Annotated in this window: 17 protein-coding genes and 1 pseudogene; 11 read left to right on the top strand and 7 right to left on the bottom strand. The window is 29.8% G+C overall.

The window, feature by feature from the left end; translation table 11 throughout:
* Position 1: 1 nt before the first annotated feature.
* The 3 genes and pseudogenes from M4I33_RS07020 to M4I33_RS07010 all read right to left on the bottom strand — a co-directional run bounded on the left by M4I33_RS07020 (position 2) and on the right by M4I33_RS07010 (position 3573).
* Positions 2-1414 (bottom strand): annotated as a pseudogene (locus M4I33_RS07020) (MFS transporter).
* 223 nt (positions 1415-1637) lie between these two features.
* On the bottom strand, positions 1638-2990 hold the full coding sequence (locus tag M4I33_RS07015; protein ID WP_194191401.1) for an MATE family efflux transporter: 1353 nt from the start codon (positions 2988-2990) through the stop codon (positions 1638-1640).
* Between the two features lie 106 nt (positions 2991-3096).
* The gene (locus M4I33_RS07010) at positions 3097-3573 is read right to left on the bottom strand and encodes a DUF4829 domain-containing protein (RefSeq protein ID WP_257916145.1); all 477 of its coding nucleotides are present in this window, start codon (positions 3571-3573) and stop codon (positions 3097-3099) included.
* A 117-nt stretch (positions 3574-3690) separates the two neighbouring features.
* Here M4I33_RS07010 and M4I33_RS07005 point away from each other — a divergent pair, with 117 nt between their 5' ends.
* Complete coding sequence (locus M4I33_RS07005) at positions 3691-4581, top strand: radical SAM protein (protein ID WP_257916144.1); 891 nt, start codon at positions 3691-3693, stop codon at positions 4579-4581.
* Between the two features lie 404 nt (positions 4582-4985).
* Positions 4986-5171 carry a hypothetical protein gene (locus M4I33_RS07000; RefSeq protein WP_257916143.1) on the top strand — a complete coding sequence of 62 codons (186 nt, stop codon included), beginning with the start codon at positions 4986-4988 and terminating at the stop codon, positions 5169-5171.
* Between the two features lie 348 nt (positions 5172-5519).
* On the opposite strand, the gene M4I33_RS06995 is transcribed toward M4I33_RS07000, so the two are convergent.
* Entirely contained in the window at positions 5520-6155 is a 636-nt protein-coding gene (locus M4I33_RS06995; RefSeq protein WP_257916142.1) for a hypothetical protein, read from the bottom strand.
* A gap of 708 nt (positions 6156-6863) precedes the next feature.
* On the opposite strand from M4I33_RS06995, the gene M4I33_RS06990 reads away from it, so the two are divergent.
* The 5 genes from M4I33_RS06990 (at position 6864) to M4I33_RS06970 (ending at position 11259) form a co-directional block, all read left to right on the top strand.
* Positions 6864-7097 (top strand): YgjV family protein, encoded by a 234-nt coding sequence (locus M4I33_RS06990; RefSeq protein WP_257916141.1) that lies wholly within the window; start codon positions 6864-6866, stop codon positions 7095-7097.
* Positions 7098-7162: 65 nt separating this feature from the next.
* Positions 7163-7969: a xanthine dehydrogenase family protein subunit M gene (locus tag M4I33_RS06985; protein ID WP_257916140.1), complete on the top strand. Its 807-nt coding sequence runs from the start codon at positions 7163-7165 to the stop codon at positions 7967-7969.
* Positions 7959-8414, top strand: coding sequence for a (2Fe-2S)-binding protein (locus M4I33_RS06980; RefSeq protein ID WP_257916139.1), 456 nt, complete (start codon positions 7959-7961; stop codon positions 8412-8414). The genes M4I33_RS06985 and M4I33_RS06980 overlap by 11 nt, the downstream gene beginning before the upstream one ends.
* 5 nt (positions 8415-8419) lie before the next feature.
* Positions 8420-10702, top strand: a complete 2283-nt coding sequence (locus M4I33_RS06975) for a xanthine dehydrogenase family protein molybdopterin-binding subunit (protein ID WP_257916138.1) — start codon at positions 8420-8422, stop codon at positions 10700-10702.
* A gap of 83 nt (positions 10703-10785) precedes the next feature.
* Positions 10786-11259 (top strand): nucleoside deaminase, encoded by a 474-nt coding sequence (locus tag M4I33_RS06970; protein ID WP_194191411.1) that lies wholly within the window; start codon positions 10786-10788, stop codon positions 11257-11259.
* A gap of 37 nt (positions 11260-11296) precedes the next feature.
* Here M4I33_RS06970 and M4I33_RS06965 read toward each other — a convergent pair whose 3' ends face one another.
* Positions 11297-11992: a hypothetical protein gene (locus M4I33_RS06965; RefSeq protein ID WP_257916137.1), complete on the bottom strand. Its 696-nt coding sequence runs from the start codon at positions 11990-11992 to the stop codon at positions 11297-11299.
* Positions 11993-12212: 220 nt separating this feature from the next.
* On the opposite strand from M4I33_RS06965, the gene M4I33_RS06960 reads away from it, so the two are divergent.
* From M4I33_RS06960 to M4I33_RS06950, 3 genes are all read left to right on the top strand, one after another.
* Positions 12213-12707, top strand: coding sequence for a matrixin family metalloprotease (locus M4I33_RS06960; protein WP_257916136.1), 495 nt, complete (start codon positions 12213-12215; stop codon positions 12705-12707).
* A 16-nt stretch (positions 12708-12723) separates the two neighbouring features.
* Positions 12724-13350: a hypothetical protein gene (locus M4I33_RS06955; protein ID WP_257916135.1), complete on the top strand. Its 627-nt coding sequence runs from the start codon at positions 12724-12726 to the stop codon at positions 13348-13350.
* A 98-nt stretch (positions 13351-13448) separates the two neighbouring features.
* Positions 13449-13976: a dihydrofolate reductase family protein gene (locus M4I33_RS06950; RefSeq protein ID WP_257916134.1), complete on the top strand. Its 528-nt coding sequence runs from the start codon at positions 13449-13451 to the stop codon at positions 13974-13976.
* Between the two features lie 37 nt (positions 13977-14013).
* Here M4I33_RS06950 and M4I33_RS06945 read toward each other — a convergent pair whose 3' ends face one another.
* Entirely contained in the window at positions 14014-14349 is a 336-nt protein-coding gene (locus M4I33_RS06945) for an SH3 domain-containing protein (protein WP_257916133.1), read from the bottom strand.
* Between the two features lie 221 nt (positions 14350-14570).
* On the opposite strand from M4I33_RS06945, the gene fliB reads away from it, so the two are divergent.
* Positions 14571-15803 carry a flagellin lysine-N-methylase gene (gene fliB, locus M4I33_RS06940; protein ID WP_257916132.1) on the top strand — a complete coding sequence of 411 codons (1233 nt, stop codon included), beginning with the start codon at positions 14571-14573 and terminating at the stop codon, positions 15801-15803.
* A gap of 48 nt (positions 15804-15851) precedes the next feature.
* Here fliB and M4I33_RS06935 read toward each other — a convergent pair whose 3' ends face one another.
* A complete protein-coding gene (locus tag M4I33_RS06935; protein WP_257916131.1) occupies positions 15852-18647 on the bottom strand; it encodes a discoidin domain-containing protein in 2796 nt (931 codons plus the stop codon).
* Positions 18648-18721 lie beyond the last annotated feature (74 nt).

Genomic DNA, 18721 nt, shown 5'->3' with positions numbered 1-18721 from the left:
TTTATTTCTTTTTAAATCTTGTAGCACTTACAATTATACCTATTAAGCAAATTGCAGCTGAGACTATATAAACAAAGTCCATTGCTGATATAAATACTTGGTTTTGTCCAGGTACATAACTAGTTACTGTGTAACCAAGTGTTGAGCTCATTTTGCTATAAAGTAGAGTAGTTCCAAGAGTTACCCCAAAAATCATACCTACATTTCTAACTAATGCGTTAACGCTTCCTGCAATACCAAGCTTGCTTCTGTCTACAGTAGACATTACAAGAGAGTTATTAGGTGATTGGAACATACCGTTACCTATCCCCATTATCCCTGAGTAAACTCCGATTAGCCAAAGTGGAGTAGTCTCTCTAACTGTAGCCATAAGTACAAAACTTAAAAATAGCATTATAAGCCCTATAAGCGCTATAAGTTCTGAACCAATTTTATCTGATAATGAACCGCTAAGTGGTGACATTACTGATAATACGATAGGGTATATCATCATAAATAATCCGGCATAAAAAGGTGTAAGATTCAATACATCTTGTAAGAAAAATGGAAGAAGTATTTAGAAACAACTGATAGCCACAAATGATATAAACCCACAGAAAACACTTATAGAAAATAAACCATTTTTAAATATCTTTAAATCTAAAACTGGTGACTCTATTTTTGATTCGACTATTAAGAATAATACTATTGAAACTATACTTACTAAGAATCCTATTAGTATAGGTGTGCTTGTGTAACCTTTAAATTGTCCTTCTGTTAATGAGAATACTATTGAAACTACAAAAATTGCAAATAAAAGAGTTCCTACTATATCTATTTTTTTGCCTTTTTCTAGTTTTTCTTTAGGTAAGAATTTAACTGCAGCTATAAATGCTAATATTCCTATTGGAACATTTATTAAGAAAATAAATTCCCATTTTAAAGAAACAATTATTCCTCCTATAGCTGGCCCTACTAGTGAACCTAAAGCTACAGAAGCTCCAGATAAACCAACAGCTCGTCCTCTACCGCCTTTTGAAAAGGCATCTGTAATTATTCCTAAACTATTTGCCATAGTAATTGAAGCTCCAATACCTTGGAAAACCCTTGATGCAACTAGTAAAGGTAAAGAGTGTGATAGACCGCAAAATAAAGATCCTAAAGTAAATAAGAAAATACCGGCTTTAAAAGTATTACACTTACCATTTACATCACCTAGTCTTCCTGCAAGAAGTATTAAACAAGATATTGCCATAAGATAGCTTGTAACAACCCATTGGATTGAAGCCATAGAAACGCCTAAATCATTAGCTATTATAGGAAGGGCTACGTTAACTATGCTACCGTCTAAACAGTTCATAAAAGTAACTGTGACAACACAGATAAGTATAATCCATCTATTTTCATGCATGGAATTATATGAATTTTTTTCCATTAAATTATCATCCTTTCTTTTCATTTGTAAATTTTAAACCATGAGACTAATTATAATACAATTCTTTATGTAATTTCATAAGGCAAATTTCTCCCTTACGACTTATTTAGACAAAATAATACACGGATACTTTAAAATACTTTCGAATACTAACAGGATATATAGAATACATTCTATGAAATTAAAAGGGAAATAAGTTTATAAAAAATAAAACTATTTGAGATTACTCAAATAGTTTTTTGCTTTTGTAGTATTTAATTAAAACGAATATTATTACAAAACCTTTTAAAATACTAGTTATACTTACAGCCCACCAAACACCGTCGATTCCTAAGATATTTGGACTAGATAAAATATAAGCTAAAGGCACTCTTAGACCAGTTAAAACAATACTTATAATTGATGGAATATGAGTTTTTGAAACACCATTAAAAATACCAGAAGTAGTTATTTCAATACACATAAATATTTGAGAATAACCTAGTATTTTTAAGTAGGAAGTTCCTTGAACTATAGCATCACTTTCTGGAATAAAGATTGCAAACACATAATTTCCAAAGAAAATAAGAAGTATTGATGCGAAAACACCTATACATAAGGCTATTTTCAATACGGTTTTGTATCCTTCAATTATTCTATCAAATTTCTTAGCACCAAAGTTTTGGCCAACAAAGGCACCAAGTGCAACTGCAAGTCCTTCTGTAGTCATCCAAGAAATAGATTCAATTTGAGAACCAACCTTTTGAACAGCTATAGGAACAGGTCCGTAGACTGCTATAATTCTTCCAAGTATCATAGCAAAAACAGTAAATAAACCACTTTGGATAGCAACTGGTGTTCCTATTTTACAGATTATCTTTGCATATTTTAAACTAAAATCTTTTAGAATGTTTACTCTTAAGAAGTCATAATTACTTTTAAAGATGTTATATAAGAATAATAAAGAAACGACAACCTGTGCTATAACTGTTGCAATAGCAGCACCTAAAACACCAAGTCCTTTGAAATTTCCAATCCCTAAAATAAGGATAGGGTCTAAAATAATATTAACTATAAGTCCGCATGTATTAACGTAAAAAGGCATCTTACTGTTACCTATTGCATTAAATATTGAAGTAAATACTGGATTTATAAAGTAAAACGGAAGTCCAATTACAACTGCAGCTAAATAAACTTCAGCCATATGTATAACTTCTGGATCTCCAAGCTTAAAAAAGCCTATTAAAGGTCCTCTAAAAAGTAGCATAACTAAAGAATATATAATTGATAAAGCTACGTTTATTTGAAGTGATGCACGTACGTAGTTTTTGGCACTGTCATAATCTTTTCTACCTACGCTTTGAGATACTTTAATTTCAGCTCCCATCTTAGAAACTATAACAAAAGCCATAGCAAGCCAAGTGAAAAATCCAGCAGTTCCAACAGCAGCAACTGCAGAGCTTCCAACTCTTCCAACCCAGATCATATCTATCATATTATAAGCCATTTGAATAAATGAAGTTCCCATTATAGGAAGTGCAAGTGCAATAAGCTTTTTAACAATAGAACCTTCTGTTAAATTTAAAGTTTGCCCCATATGTTTTCCCCCTTTTCTATTTTTAATCAATACATTATATCGTCTTTGATAAAATAAAACAATATATAGATTATTTAAAGGGGCAAAATTTAAAAAGATATATTTTCTATAAGCCGTGACCTTCTTGTCCTGCAACTAACCAAGGAGAGTTAGAGTCTTTTCTTGTAATGATTTTAGTTGTTGATACAGAGCCTTCAGAAGAGCTAGTTAGATTTTTCTTAAAATCTACATCATAAGAAACTTCAAAAGTAGCTATATCATCCTTTTTATAAGTCTTTCCGTTAAATTCTAAAGAAGCATTTTTTAATTCTTTTATTTCCTTTACTTTAAAAGAAAGTATATCGTCATAGACAGCAAGCCTAAGGTCTTCATCTTCTTTGCCTTTAATTTTTAATTCATCTACAACAGATTCGTTATAAAGATTTAAATCTTTTGTTTCATATGATTTATAAAACTTTTCTATCGCTAAGTTTTTCTCTTTCGAGTCCTTACCTTTAGAAGAATTAAAATATAAAGTTCCTCCTAAAATCAAAATAAAGCCCAAAATTAAAATAGTAATTAAAGTTAATTTTTTCCCTTTCATTGTATTCCCCCTAAGAATGTATTTTAGAATATTGTACCATATAATGGAAAAAACAAAGGTATATTCTTAAAAGAATTATGTTGTATAATAGATTTAATTAAAGGTTGGAGGCACGATATGGATTTTATTGAAGGAAAAAGATTAGTTTCAAGCTATAGGGAAAATGAGTTTTGGTTTGGAGAAAACTTTAATTTAAATATTTATAAAGGTTGTTCTCACGGTTGTATTTATTGTGATTCTAGAAGTAGCTGCTACGGTGTTTTAGATTTTGATACAGTACGTGCAAAAAAAGATTCTACTAGGATTATTGAAGAAGATCTTAAAAAGAAGAGAAAAAAGGGAGTAGTCGGAACTGGTGCTATGAGTGACCCTTATAATCCCTATGAAAAGAAATACGAATTAACAAGAGAAGCTTTAAAACTTATTGATAAATATAACTTTGGGGTAGGAATTGCAACGAAAAGTTCCCTTATAACTAGAGACATAGATATTTTGAAAAAAATAGCGTGTCATAGCGAAGTGATTGTAAAGATTACTATTACAACCTTTGATGATGATTTGTCTAGCTCTATAGAAAGAAGCGTTTCGAAGCCTTCAGAGAGATTTAAAGCTTTAAAGGAATTAAATGAAAATGGAATATATTCTGGAATATTATTAATGCCTATTTTACCTTTTATAAATGACACTAAAGAGAATATATTAAATATTGTAAAAAAGGCAAGTGAATGCAAGGCAAAATTTATCTATACCTTTGGATTTGGAGTGACTTTAAGGCACAACCAAAGGGAGTATTATTATAAAGCGATTAATGATATTTTTGGAGACGAAATAGTAGAAAAGTATAAAAAAGAATTTGGAGAAAACTACGTTTGTAATTCTCCGAAGTCTAAAGAACTTTATGAGATATTTAAAAATGAATGTGAAAAGTACGGAATTTTATATAAGATGCAAGATATAATAAATGATTACAAAGGAAATTACGAAAATACTCAATTAAGCTTATTTTAGTGATTAGTAATAAATAAAGATATTATAATTAAAATAAGGGATATCTTAAGAAAAGAGGATATAGATATGGAATTAATAATATATCATGGAAGTGAAAATATAATAAAATGCCCAAACCATAATGGAGGAGAGATTTGATGAATGAAATGACTCTAGCTTGTAGGCATTTAGGTAGGTTTTTTTAAGCGTCAGTTACCTTTAATCTAGAACCTATTGAATTTATTTTAAAAGCCTTAAATAGTGAGTACAAAGAAGGTTTAGAAGATTTTAGACCACAGTGGTTTTCTCAAAGTCCATATTATTATTTAGAAGAATTTCTTGAAACTAACAAAATTAAGAGTTTTATATATAAAGATGAAGATAAATTTTATGAAAAAGAAAGAATGTATTGGATGGGATACTGTATGCAGTATTGGACTAACAAAACAACTTTAAATGGAAAAGATATATCAAAGCTTTGGGGTGTAGATGGTATAGAACAAGTTTATAGTCACTACAAAATTTATCATACAGTTCACCCATTATATGTCTTAGAAGACAGTATTGAAATAAATAATATTAATTTAGACTTTGAAAAAATTCTAAAATAAAGGCACTATAGTGTCTTTTTTTTATGAAAAGAAAAGTCTTGAAGTGTAGTTGTGTAAGCAGGTTAGGGATTTAAGACTATAAAATACTACCTAGAATTTAGGGGATAAGTTACTTTTAAAAGGTATTAGGGGATTAGGGTATAAGTAGTAGTTTGAAATTATCTACAACATTGTTATGAGATATTGTTGGTACAAGGGATTTTCGCTATATTTGAGTAAATTTTTGATATTTTGGACAAGTAAAAAATATTTAGACAAGCTATAGAAAACAAATGAAGGTAGACAAGCAGTTGAGCTAAGGACAAGCTATTAAAATATACTTATATTAGGATTAAAGTACAAGTAAAATTAAAGCACCTTTACACAAAAAATAGAACTAATAAGATTAGATAAAATAGTATGTTTTTCATAGGATCCTTCGTAAATATAAACAAACCAATTCAAATAAACTTGCAGATATTTTGTAGCGACGCTTCTAAATTTTCTAAGCCATCTTCTTAAATTTAATATAAAATCAGAACAATTACTAAGTAAAATTTCACTTTCTTCTTTAGAAATTTCAAGTTCTTTCTTTTTATGAAGAGTGTAGTTTAATTTCTTCGATACAAGATAAGAAAACCTATCTTTACCTGGTAAAAAGTAAGTATTAAATACAGGATTAAACTCATTTAATAAATTCTCTATAGATTCCTTTGTAGGGCTCATAGAATCAAAGGATATCTTAGCTAGAGAGTAATTATTTTTGTTAATAGTTGTAGCTACAAAGATGTTTTTTCTTCTAGAAATAGTGCAAACAGGGGGAGTCTTTTGCCCCTTAAAGTTTTCTAAGAACTTAGTATGTCTCATAGCTGTAACTATATGAGTTCTTCTAGAATCTGTATAAGTTCCAATATGCTTTAGTATCTTGTGTCGCCACCTAAAAGAAGTTTCTATACAGATATTTAGTCTACCTGCACAATCTCTTATAGTAGCACCAGATAACATAAGGCGAGTATATTTATCCCACAGGTCTACACTTTTTCTAGTGTTATGCCAGACAAGCCCTGTTCCTTCGTTAAAAGTCTTAAGACAATCCTTACATTGATACCTTTAGACGCATCTATATTTACCGTATTTAATAAAGTGTTTTGAATTGCAATGGGGACAAGCAGATGTATGTACCATAATCTCACCTCGAAAAATTCTATAATTTTTAGTTATTTTGATTATGGACATAAAAAAGTGCCTTTATTCATGTGATTTTGGTAAAATACCAACAAAGAAGCAAAACAATGTTGTAGTGGAAATGAGAGATACTATAAAGGTAGAGGAATAATAATAAATTTACCTAGATTAACACATTTTTTTATAATTTATTAATTAAATCAAAAATATCTCAAAATAAGATGATTTATTATAATAACATAAATTATCATTTTGTTTACGCTATACATACCTAAAAGCTATTTTAGCTAGAAGTTACATAAGGAAAGCGGATAAAATTTAACGATATGAAAAAATTAGATAAATGAAAAAAACTGTAAATAATGATATTATCAAGGAAAACGTTTACTAGAAAATTTAAAGCTATCTAAAAGGGGTTATTTATAAAAAATTAATAAATAAATCTTATAAATTTTAGACACTTAATATTTTTTAGTGAAAAAGCTTTATACATCCTGATAAGTAATTTGAAATTTCAGGAGGTTTCATATGAGTAGTAATTTTATGGAATGGATCGGCTATGCAGCATCAGCTATGATTGTTATTTCGTTAATTATGACAGATATAGTTAAGTTAAGGATTCTAAATAGTATTGGATGTTTTATTTTTGTTGTTTATGGTTGTGTTATAAAAGCCTATCCTGTAGCTATTGCAAATGGATTAATTATTTTTATAAATATCTATAACCTATATAAATTAAAAAATGAAAATATAGCAAAGTAGATTTATTAGGATGTATAGAGCTTTAAATTAAGATAACGAATTTAAAGTGCTAAGGAGGAAATAATGTGTTTACTATTAAAGAATATGTTAGACCAGAATCATTAGATGAAGCTTATAAAATCTTAATGAAAAATAAAAAAAATGCAATTATTGGCGGAATGCTTTGGATGAGACTTGGAAAAAGAACTATTAATGTAGGGATTGATTTATCTCATTTAGGTTTAGATAAAATTATTGAAAGAGAAGATGAGTTTGAGATAGGTTCGATGGTTACATTACGCGAGTTAGAGACTGATGAAAGCCTTAATTTAGCGTTTCAAAATATATTTAAAGAAGCCTCTAGGCATATAGTCGGGGTGCAATTTAGAAATTTAGCAACAGTTGGGGGAAGCATTTATTCTAGATTTGGTTTTTCTGATGTGCTTACAGCTTTTTTAGTTTTAGATTGTTATGTTGTTTTACATAATGGGGGAAAAGTTTCTATTTTAGATTTTAATAATGGAGATTATGAAAGAGATATAATTGAAAAAATAATAATTAAGAAAAATAATAGTAAAAATATTTATTTAAATCAAAGGCTTTCAGAAACTGATTTACCTATTATAGCTATGGCAGTTTCTAAGGAAAATGATAAATATAAGATAGCTGTAGGGGCTAGACCAAGCAAAGCAGAATTAGCTAAAAAGGCTAGTGATTTATTAATAGGTAATCCTACAGATGAAGAGATAGATAGAGCATCAGAAGAAATTATTAAAGAACTTGATTTTGGTAGTAATATGAGAGCTTCAAAAGAATATAGAGAATATCTTTCAAAGGTGTTTTTAAAGAGAGCTTTAGATATTATAAACGGGGGAGAGACTTATGATGACTAAGATTTGGATAAACAACAAATTATATAAAGAAGATATTCCTTGTGATAAGGTTTTGTTAGATTATATAAGAGATAAAGGATACTTGAGTGTTAAGAGAGGTTGTGATACTTCAAACTGCGGTCTTTGCACAGTTTGGGCTGATGATAAACCTATATTATCTTGTTCAACACTTGCAGTTAGGATGGATGGAAAACACATATTTACTTTAGAAGGCTTAAAAGAAAAGGTAGAAGTTTTTGCAAAGTTTATGGCAAAAGAGGGAGCAGACCAATGCGGTTTTTGCAATCCAGGATTTATTATGAATGTTTTAGCTATGGAAAAAGAGTTAGTTAATCCTTCAGAGGAAGAAATTAGAGAATATTTATCTGGCAACTTATGTAGGTGCACAGGCTATATGGGTCAAATAAGAGCTATAGAGAAATATTTAGCTAGAAAGGAGGACTAACCAATATGAAAAATGTAAATAAAAGTTTTGAAAAAGTAGATTCTAATGCATTACTTACAGGTAAGCCTGTCTACACAGAGGATATAGCACCTAAAGATATGTTAGTAGTTAAAGTTCTAAGAAGCAAAAAGCCTCATGCAAAAATTCTAGAAATAAATAAAGATATAGCATTAAAGGTTCCGGGAATCGAATGCATCTTAACTTACGAGGACGTCCCAAAGAAAAGATTTCAACTTGCAGGACAATCCTATCCAGAACCTGCGCCTTATGATAGATATATCTTAGAAGATAGGGTAAGACACGTAGGAGATGCTGTAGCTATAGTTGCAGGAGATACTGAAGAAGCTGTTTTAAAAGCGATGAAACTCATAAAGGTTAAATATGAAGATTTAGAGGCTGTCTTTGACCCAGAAGAAGCTATAGATAGTGATATTATAATTCACGATGAAGATGATTATTTTGTGCATTTTGATTTCGGTACAGATCAAAAGAGAAATATATGCGCATCAGGAAATAAGAAAAAAGGTGATGTAGATAAGGTTTTTAAAGATTGTGACATTGTATTAGAAGAAACATATACTACTAAGGCAAACGCTCAAGCTATGATGGAAACTATGAGGACATTTACTCACTTTGATTGTTATGGAAGATTAGTTATAGTAAGTTCGACTCAGATACCATTTCATGTTAGAAGGATACTTGCGAGAGCTTTAGATATACCAAAATCTAAGATAAGAGTTATAAAACCTCGTATTGGAGGTGGCTTTGGTGCAAAACAAACAGTATGTTCAGAGTTATATCCAGCTATAGTTACCTTAAAAACTGGAAAACCTGCCATGATTATTTATGATAGACAAGAAACATTCACAGCCTCTAGCAGCAGACACGCTATGAAGATAAAAGTTAAATTAGGGGCTAATAATGATGGAACTTTAAGAGCTTTGAACCTAGATGTTATATCAAACACAGGAGCTTACGGAGAGCAAGGGCCAACTGTAATAGATTTAGTTGGAATAAAGATGCTTACTGTTTATAACAGACTTGAAGCTTACAACTTTGATTACAAAGTTGTTTACACTAACACTATGTCAGCTGGTGCTTTTAGGGGGTACGGTGCAACCCAAGGAACTTTTGCTGTGGAGTCTATAGTAAACGAACTTGCTGCAAAGCTTAATATGGACCCTACTCTAATTAGGGAAAAAAACATAGTAAAAGAAGGGGAGTACCTTGAAGCTTACCACGGAGAAACTCTAAATAGTTGCACTTTAGATAAATGTTTAAAAAAGGCAAAAGAAATATTTAAGTGGGATGAAAAATATCCTTTTAGAGAAGTATCTAAAAATAAAGTAAGGTCTGTCGGAGTAGCTGTAACTATGCAAGGGTCAGGTATTGAAAATATAGATAAGGCTTCTGTTGAATTAAAACTTGGAGATGGAGGATTCTATCAGCTAATGTTAGCTTCATCTGATATGGGGACAGGCTCAGATACTATTTTTTCACAAATGGCAGCAGATTGCTTAGAGTGCCCTATAGAAAATATTACAGTAAGCGGGGTAGATACAGATATGTCACCTTATGATGTAGGAAGTTATGCATCAAGTACTACTTACGTAACAGGAATGGCACTTATTAAAACCTGCGAAGAAATGAGAAGAAGGATTTGTTTAGAAGGTTCTAAAGAATTAGGATTAAAAATAGATGAAGTTGAGTTTGACGGTGAATTTATAAGAGCTTTAGATGGGAAAAGTGAAATATCTTTAGAGGAACTTTCAGAAAGACTTTTAGTTGGAGATACACAATTTATAGTTGTTTCAGTTTCACACTCAAGTAAAGTTTCACCTCCACCTTTTATGGTTGGGCTTGCAGAAACAGAGATAGATAAAGAAACCGGTAAGGTAAAGATGATTGACTACGTTTCAGTAGTTGATTGCGGTACAGTTATAAACCCAGCATTAGCTAGAATTCAAGCTGAGGGGGGAATCGTTCAGGGGATTGGAATGGCTCTTTTAGAAGATATAAAATATGATAAAACTGGTAGGATGATAAATGATAACTTTATGCAATATAAGCTTCCTACAAGATTAGATTCAGGGAATATAAGAGTAGAGTTTGAAAGTAGCTTTGAGCCTACAGGACCTTTTGGAGCAAAATCAATAGGAGAAGTAGTTATAAATACGCCGCCACCTGCAATAGCTAATGCAGTCTATAATGGAATGGGTGTATTTATAAGGGATTTACCTATAACAGCAGAAAAAATTATGAAAGAAAAGCTAGGTAAAAATATTTAACTATATTTGAAATGCTTTACAAAAGATGTATAATTAACTTGGACAATCAACTTAAAAGTTAAGGCTCACTGGAGGGAATAGAGATGTATGAGAAAAAAATTATGGATCAATGCGTAAATAGTTGTCTTGAAGGAATGCAAAAGGGTGAAGGCGGACCTTTTGGGGCAGCAGTTGTAAAAGATAATAAAATAATAGCTGTAGCACATAACACAGTAGTGAAATCTAATGACCCTACGGCACATGGCGAGATGAATGCTATAAGGGAGGCTTGCAAAGTATTAAATACATTTGATTTAAGCGGATGTGAGCTTTATACAACATCAGAACCTTGCCCTATGTGTATGTCAGCTATAATTTGGGCAAATATTAAAAAAGTTTATTTTGGATGTACAGTAGAAGATGCACAAGATATAGGTTTTAGAGATGAACATATCCTAAAATTCTTAAGAAGTGGATGCAGTGAAAAAAATATTTTGGATTTAGAAGCTGTAGATAAATGTGAATGCGAAAAAGCTTTTGATTATTGGAGAAATGATATAAAAAAAATAGAGTATTAAAAAATTGTAGGCTAAAATTTAGCCTACAATTTTTTTATTAAGAAATAACTCCATTTGATGTAATAGTTCCGCGTGAAATATTTCCATGACCGCCATTTTCTATAGCTTTTACTAGTTTTGCATTATATTGATAAGTATCATCGCCTGTCTTTAATAGTTGAATTAGGCAGCCCTTTGAAATATCAGAAGGGTTTAAAGGCTCGTCAGAGCAATAAAACACAGTACTATTAGAGTCTTTAGTTGCCTTAAATTTATCACCTGACTTTGTAACTTTTACAGGAGTGATATATTTAAAGTCACCAAGGTCTTTTTTACAGATTTTTTCTGCTAAATTATTTAAACTAAGAGTAGTATTTTTAGTATTAGAAGATTTTTTTTCTGAAGTTTTTGAATTTGTAGTTTTAGATTCAGATTTATCAGTCTTGGTCGAAGATTTAGTTTCTTTTGAACTTGAATCTGAAGTCTTAGTTTTGTTTGTTTCAGTAACGCTTGAATCTTTAGTATTAGAATCCTTTTTAGGTTCTGTTTCTTTTTTAGAAGGTTTTTCTGTTTTAGTTTCCTTTGCAGAGTCAGTTTTAGTTGCATCAGCTTTAGTTGTATCTGTAGTCTTAGCTTCATTACTGTTACTTTCAGCTACTTTTGGCGGAGCGGAAGTAGAAGTTTCGTTAGAACTACATCCATACAGTGTAAAACCTGAAAAAGCTAATAATAAAAGGATAATACCTTTTTTCATAAAATCACATTCTTTCTATAAATTTAATCCCGCTATTAAATGATTACAAAATAAAATGGAATTAATATGAATATTTAATAAAAAAATTAAAAATAGTTTTTTATTTTAAATTTTTTATGGATAAAATATTATTTATTTTAAAAACATTAAATAACTTATTTTACAATAAATAACTTTAAGCTACAATATAATTAGTATGGTAACTTAAGGGGGAAAATAAGTGAGAAAAAGAAAAATTATTATGGGGTTAGTTATAGGGATGACGATAATTTGCATAAAACCTATAGCAGCTACTGCAAAATCATATTTACTAGGTTGGGACTTAGTAGATTCAGGAAAACACTTAGACTACGATGGAAACAGCAAATATATGTCAAACGTAAAATCGGGGGTATCTAAGTGGGAAGCACATAAGAAGGGCGTAATAAGACCAGACTCTTTATCTGTAATAGAAGATGTATTTATTTCAGATGTTAGTAATGCTGATTCGATTAATGCTACTACTTACAAAGATGGCTATATAAAAATGAACAAATATAATTTAGATAAACAAAGTGGAACTCAAATAACTAGAGTTGCAACTCATGAGATAGGACATGCTTTAGGGCTTGGACACAGTACAAAGAGTGATATTATGTACGGCTACGATATAATTACATCATCTTTAACTAAAAATGACAAAGATTCTTATAATGAAGCATATAAAAAATATTAGAAGGGGGTTTTGAAAAATGAATAAGAAAGCTATTATTGCACTTGTAATTGGATTATCAGCTGTTTCTACTTTGGCTACAGTATATAAATTTAGTAATAATCAGAAGGAAGATATAAAAGTATCAGATTACAAAAAATTACCTGTGACAAACCTTTGCGCTTCATATGCTATAGATGTAAATAATATAGATGCTCTTATAGGAGATGCAGACTATGTTTTTTTAGCAAAAGTAGTAAAATATGAAGGAACTCAGTATAGAGACCCAGTAACTGTTGAAACTGAAGATGGGGTAAAAGAGTACAAGGACCCTTATACTAAATATTCTTTAAAAGTGCTTGAAAACATAAAGGGTGAGCTAAAAGATGATGTAGAAATTTTTAAAGCTGGAGGCTTAAGTTCTGATAAAGAATCTATATTGATTTATGAAGGAGATGAACTTCCAGAAGAAGGTAAAACGTATATATTTTCAGCTTACGGACAAGAAGATGGCTCTTTATTAGTTAGTGGAACTAATTCTAATAAAGAAGTTAACTTAAAAGAGAAAAGTAAAGAAGACGGAGTATTTTTAAAGTATAAAGAATCTTTAAAAAGCCAGATTGTAAGAGATAGAGTTAGATATGAATCTAAATTCAGTAAAGAATAAATAAATTTAAATATTAAGAAGTTAAATTTTATAGTTTAACTTCTTTTATTATTGATATAATTATAGATAAACTAAAGATATTAGAAAGGGTGTTTAAAATGGAAGGGAAAATAATTTTAAATTTAGCTATAAGCATTGATGGATTTATAGCAGACGAAGATGGCGGATTTGATTGGATAAAGGGAGATTTAGATAATTCTTTAGATACTGAAAAGAAGTTTGATTTTTCTAAATTTTTAGAAGGAATAGATGTTGTTTTAATGGGAAAAAGGTGCTACGAGCAAAATTTCCACAAAGATTTTACTAATAAAGAGGTTTATGTTGCTACATCAGAAGACCTTAAAGATTATGACAATATACATTTTATAAAAGGTAATATAGTAGAAAAGATGGAGATCCTTAAAAAGTCTGGTAAAAATATATTCTTGTTTGGTGGAGGAGTAGTAATAGATCCGTTTATAAAAGAAGATATTATAGATATTTATATTATAGGTATGATTCCAACTATACTAGGCAAGGGAAGGAGTTTATTTTTAAAAGACAACCCTAAGATAGATTTGCATTTAGACGAGTATACGAGTGAATCAGGGATTGTAATCTTAAAATATAGTAAAAGGACTATCTAATAGAGATAGTCCTTTTAAAAAGTGTTTTTAATTAAAATTAATATACATTTATTCCATCTACATATGTTTGGCCGTTTCCACCATCATATGATGTCATTATGTATCTTCTAACTCCTGAAGAATTTACATAACTAGCAAAAGTATACATCATTTCATTTTTACAATTATAGTATCTATAAACACTATCATAATAAAATTGTTCACCTGGATAATAATAAATACCAGTACTATTAACGTTACTATCATAAATTGTATGATTGTTTCTAGTAATTTTAACTGTACCTGACTCATAACGATTGAAATGCATTTTTCTTGCATGATTAGAACAGCAAGTACCTCCAATAACATTTACAGGACTTGCATCAGCAGTCATAGTATTAAATTGGAAACATAGAATAAAGATTGATGTTAATAATGAATAGCAAGCAAATTTTTTTAAAAATTTCATAAAATCCCCCCTTTTTTACAATATAAGTACAACATAAAATATAAAAAATGTAATTAATTGTTAAAAATATTTTTAAATTATATTATTCAAACCTTAATAACTGTAGTAAAATAAAGAAAGATTAAATAGCAAAGGAAGATAATTTAGTGGAAGAAAAGATTAAAATTAAATGCCCAAAATACTTAGAAGAATTTAAATGTATTGGAGGAGCTTGCGAAGATAGCTGTTGCACAGCTTGGGATATAGATATTGACAAAGAATCCTTCAAAATATATAAAGACACAAACAATGAAGTTATGAAAAAAATGTTTGAAGAAGAACTTTATGCAAATAAAGAAAAGAGCGATGATAACGTTGATTTTGGAAGAGTTAAATTAAAGCCTAAGAAAAGATGTGCTTTCTTAGACTCAGATAATCTTTGCATCATATATAAAAATCTTGGGGAAGAGTATTTATCAAATGTTTGTACCTGTTTTCCAAGAATCTTAAACAAAGTAGATTCTAGTTTTGAGATGTCTTTAGATGTTTCTTGCCCTGAGGCTTCAAGGATTTTATTATCAAAAGAATCTGGGATAGAATTTATAGATAAAGAGATAGTTTTAACTAAAAGGATAATATCTAGCGAATTAGATACAAATGATAATAGATTTAGTAAAACTCCTTTAAAATATTTTAAGAAAATAAGAGAAAAATCTATTAATATAATAAAAGACAGAAGTTTTAAATTAAACGAAAGAATGTATATCTTAGGTGAATTTTTATATGCTTTAGAGTATGAAAATTATAATGATTTTAGTAATTTAGAAAATCTAATAAATACATACGATACTAAAAAAATATATGATGATTACGGTATGCGTGATATTTCTTTTATTGATAATGTAGAATTTTATAAAGACTTAATAGAAGGTTTAGATGTTTTTAATGAAATAGACAACGAAATCTTTAAAGAATACGCAAGAAAGCTATACGATGGCTTTAAGTTTAATATAGATTCAGATGATATTTCAATCGAAGAAGAATATATAGAAGGCTACAAAGAATACAATGAAAAGTTTGAAGAAGAGTTTAGTTATATTTTTGAAAATTATTTAGTTAATTTTATGTATAATTATATGTTCCCATTTTCAGAATCAGATTATATGTTTGATGGATATATGATGCTTTTAATTAGATATTCTTATATAAAATTCTGTTTAGTCGGAGTATATTTAAATGATAAGAAAGAAAACAAAGATAATATTATAAGATTTATATCTGCATTCTCAAAAGCTGTAGGGCATCACAAAACATATATGATAGAATTATTAAACTATGTTCGTGAAGAAGAACTTGATAACATGGAATTTGTTAAAATGTTATTACCTAAATATATTTAAATCCATTATTAAAAAAGATGTTTAGCTTAAAAGCTAAACATCTTTTTCTTACTTAATTCCAAACACTTCTAATTCGTAGATACGAACAGCTGAATCAGAACCTTGAGTAGGTTTTGATACGTTAACTCTTACATATCTTGCTTTTGTAGGTTTAAAAGTATCTGATGAGATCTTTTCTTTATTTTTTCTTATAGAAGCTACTTCTTCGAATTTTTTACCGTCTTCGCTTACTTCTATAGTGTAATCTGATGTATTCATATCAGGGCTTTCGTTTCCAGCTTCTGCGTGTGACATACGAACTTCAGATACAGTCATAGATTTTCCTAAATCTACTGTTATATTGTGAGGTGGAGTACCAACTGCGCACCATTTAGTATCTAACTTTCCATCTAAAGCGTATTTAGCTGCTTCGTTTGGATTTACAAAGCTTGATGCAGTTACGTCTTTACCTTTTGAAATGTTTGAGTAATTTTTAGCGTTTTTAGTTACAGTTATTACTTTTTCCATCACTTTTGTGTCTTCGTGAGTTCCATTTTTAGCTTTAAGTGAAACTGTGTAAGTTCCTTCTTTTTTGTATGAAACAATAGGGTTTTCGTCAGTGCTTTTTTCAGTATCTGCACCTTCAAAAGTCCACTCAAAATCTTTAGAAACCTTTGAACTTAGGTTTTTAAACTCAACAGCTTCAGAAGGAGCTACTATAGTTTTTGATACCTTAAAGTCAGCCCTTGGAATATTATTATCTGGCCACTCCATCTTTACAGTGCTTGGTTTGAAGGCTTTAAAATCTTTATTTATAGGAACTACTTCAAATTCAGTAGAGTTTGAGTTTTCATCTCTTTTTAAAGAGTCTACGTAAAATTTATTTTTTAAAGTTGCACCTAAGAATGATTTTGATTTATCATCATTTATTTTATAAATCTCAAAGTGACTTAAGTTTTCAGGTGAATCTACATCGTACGAAAGTCTTACTCCAGAGAACATATTCTCTTCTTCAAATTTAGTATTATCTACTTTTAAATTAGAAATATTTACTTTACCAAATGATTTAGATGAAGTTATTGATATATTTCCTATATTAAAAGTAAAGTTATTTGATGAAGCTTTTGGAGTTACTTTATATGATATAGAACTTACAGTCTTATCCTTATATTTTGATACATCAAAAGAAATAGTAGACCAATCTTTATTTATAGTTTTATCTCCATCTATAGTTTCAAAAGAACCGTCATCAAAACCTAAAACTAAAGAAACAGAAGATTCTCCGTCAGCTCTTAAAGCTGAAGTGAATTTAGTTCCTTTTTCTAATTTTAAATCAGAGCTAAATAGTTTTATAGTTGAAGATTTATTTTCTTCTACTTTACCCATAAACTTAATTGAGTTTCCACCATAATAAGCATTAGAGTAGTCTATTGAACCTTTAAGTGAGTTACTTCCTTCGTTTTCTATTATCCATCTGTAAGTAGGCATTACGTCAGCTAAACTTCTATTATTCCAATCTAAAGCTGATACCTTTTCACCGTCTATAAAGAAATTATAACCATTTCCTACGTTAAAGTTTGTATTAAACGGAAGAGAGTTAACTACGGTTTTTTCTATAGCATATTTAGAAACTCCGTGCCATTCATCTTTAGATACCTTCGTATCTTTTGAAGGATCTTTAAATTCGTTTACCCAAAGTCTACTTTCTTTATCTTGGAACTCATCTATAGAACTAGATGAAAAATAAGTCCAGCTAGGACAATATAACCCTAAAGAAGTAAATGGCGTTTTACCTTTTCCTTCGAATAAATCCCATTTTATAGGGGTGTTTGTTCCGTTTGCTTGAACGTCTATTCCAGCATATAAATCATAAGGATTTATATTTAAATCTTTTGCCTTTTTGTTTGATGCTTCAAGTAATTTTTTACTTGCAAGTTCATTTTCAGTCCACCAGAAGTTTAAGAACATACTGTCTGAAACTGATTCTTTATTTCCATCTACTAAAAAGTAATCATTTTTATCAGTTAAAGCGTTTTGCCAATCCATCTTACCGTCTTCAGTCATAGAGTCGTACCACATTATTTCAAGGCTATCTTTAGCTTTAGACTTGAATTGTTTTATAAATTCTTGCATAAGAACTGCGTGTTCTTTAGTTAAAGGATTTTTATCAGTTCCTTCTGTTTCTTGGTTTATAAACCATCCGTCAAAGTTTAAAGTTTTAGCAACCTCTATAAGTTTATCAACCATAGGGAAATTACCGTCTTTATCTTTCTTTAGGAATTCATTTAACCACTCTAATTTACCGCCGTGAGTAGTAGTTGGGAAAAAGACTGTACCTAAAACAGGTACCCCGTTTTTGTGGGCAGAGTCTGTAACATCAGCGCTAGGAGGAACTATAATTCCTTCACCAGATGAGCCTCCCCAATACACTAGCTTATCTATATACTGCCAGTATGTAAAAGTATTTGAACTAAATTTATTAGTTCCTTGTGATGGGTTTCCGCTAGTTGAAGCATTCATAATTGAAATAGCAACAACATTCATATCTTTGTTTTGAGTTTTATTTATCGGTTTTAGTTTATCTTTTGAGACCCTTTCTTTTAAAGGAACAACACTTTTGTTGTATTCTATATTTTCATCTTCTCCTGGATTCCATTTTAGAAGTTGGTTTGGAAACCAGTGTGGTGCTGTAGGTCTATTTTCCATAGATAGCATGTCCATCTCTTCCGGTGCTTCACCTGTAACTGTGTAATTAATTGAAGAATCTCTGCTTGCTGAAGTTTGATTATTGCAAGCAATTAACCCTGCACTTATTGATGTAGTTATTGCTAAACAAATTAATAATTTAATATTTCTTTTATTCATATACCCTCCTAAAGCCTAAAATAACTGTAAACGTTTAATAAAATGTTAACATATTTGTATTTATTAACATAAGT

This window comes from Clostridium sp. LY3-2 (genome assembly GCF_024705715.1).
GTDB lineage: Bacteria > Bacillota > Clostridia > Clostridiales > Clostridiaceae > Clostridium.
This window is presented reverse-complemented; position numbering and strand designations above follow the sequence as displayed.

What these genes read in the sequence shown, in the direction of transcription:
- M4I33_RS07010 (WP_257916145.1), bottom strand. Translation starts at nt 3,573, where the DNA reads ATGAAAGGGAAAAAATTAACTTTAATTACTATTTTAATTTTGGGCTTT.
- M4I33_RS06945 (WP_257916133.1), bottom strand. Translation starts at nt 14,349, where the DNA reads ATGACTGCTGATGCAAGTCCTGTAAATGTTATTGGAGGTACTTGCTGT.
- M4I33_RS06970 (WP_194191411.1), top strand. Translation starts at nt 10,786, where the DNA reads ATGTATGAGAAAAAAATTATGGATCAATGCGTAAATAGTTGTCTTGAA.
- M4I33_RS06990 (WP_257916141.1), top strand. Translation starts at nt 6,864, where the DNA reads ATGAGTAGTAATTTTATGGAATGGATCGGCTATGCAGCATCAGCTATG.
- M4I33_RS07015 (WP_194191401.1), bottom strand. Translation starts at nt 2,990, where the DNA reads ATGGGGCAAACTTTAAATTTAACAGAAGGTTCTATTGTTAAAAAGCTT.
- M4I33_RS06950 (WP_257916134.1), top strand. Translation starts at nt 13,449, where the DNA reads ATGGAAGGGAAAATAATTTTAAATTTAGCTATAAGCATTGATGGATTT.
- M4I33_RS07000 (WP_257916143.1), top strand. Translation starts at nt 4,986, where the DNA reads ATGCAGTATTGGACTAACAAAACAACTTTAAATGGAAAAGATATATCA.
- M4I33_RS06935 (WP_257916131.1), bottom strand. Translation starts at nt 18,647, where the DNA reads ATGAATAAAAGAAATATTAAATTATTAATTTGTTTAGCAATAACTACA.
- M4I33_RS07005 (WP_257916144.1), top strand. Translation starts at nt 3,691, where the DNA reads ATGGATTTTATTGAAGGAAAAAGATTAGTTTCAAGCTATAGGGAAAAT.
- M4I33_RS06955 (WP_257916135.1), top strand. Translation starts at nt 12,724, where the DNA reads ATGAATAAGAAAGCTATTATTGCACTTGTAATTGGATTATCAGCTGTT.
- M4I33_RS06975 (WP_257916138.1), top strand. Translation starts at nt 8,420, where the DNA reads ATGAAAAATGTAAATAAAAGTTTTGAAAAAGTAGATTCTAATGCATTA.
- M4I33_RS06980 (WP_257916139.1), top strand. Translation starts at nt 7,959, where the DNA reads ATGATGACTAAGATTTGGATAAACAACAAATTATATAAAGAAGATATT.
- M4I33_RS06995 (WP_257916142.1), bottom strand. Translation starts at nt 6,155, where the DNA reads ATGTTATCTGGTGCTACTATAAGAGATTGTGCAGGTAGACTAAATATC.
- M4I33_RS06965 (WP_257916137.1), bottom strand. Translation starts at nt 11,992, where the DNA reads ATGAAAAAAGGTATTATCCTTTTATTATTAGCTTTTTCAGGTTTTACA.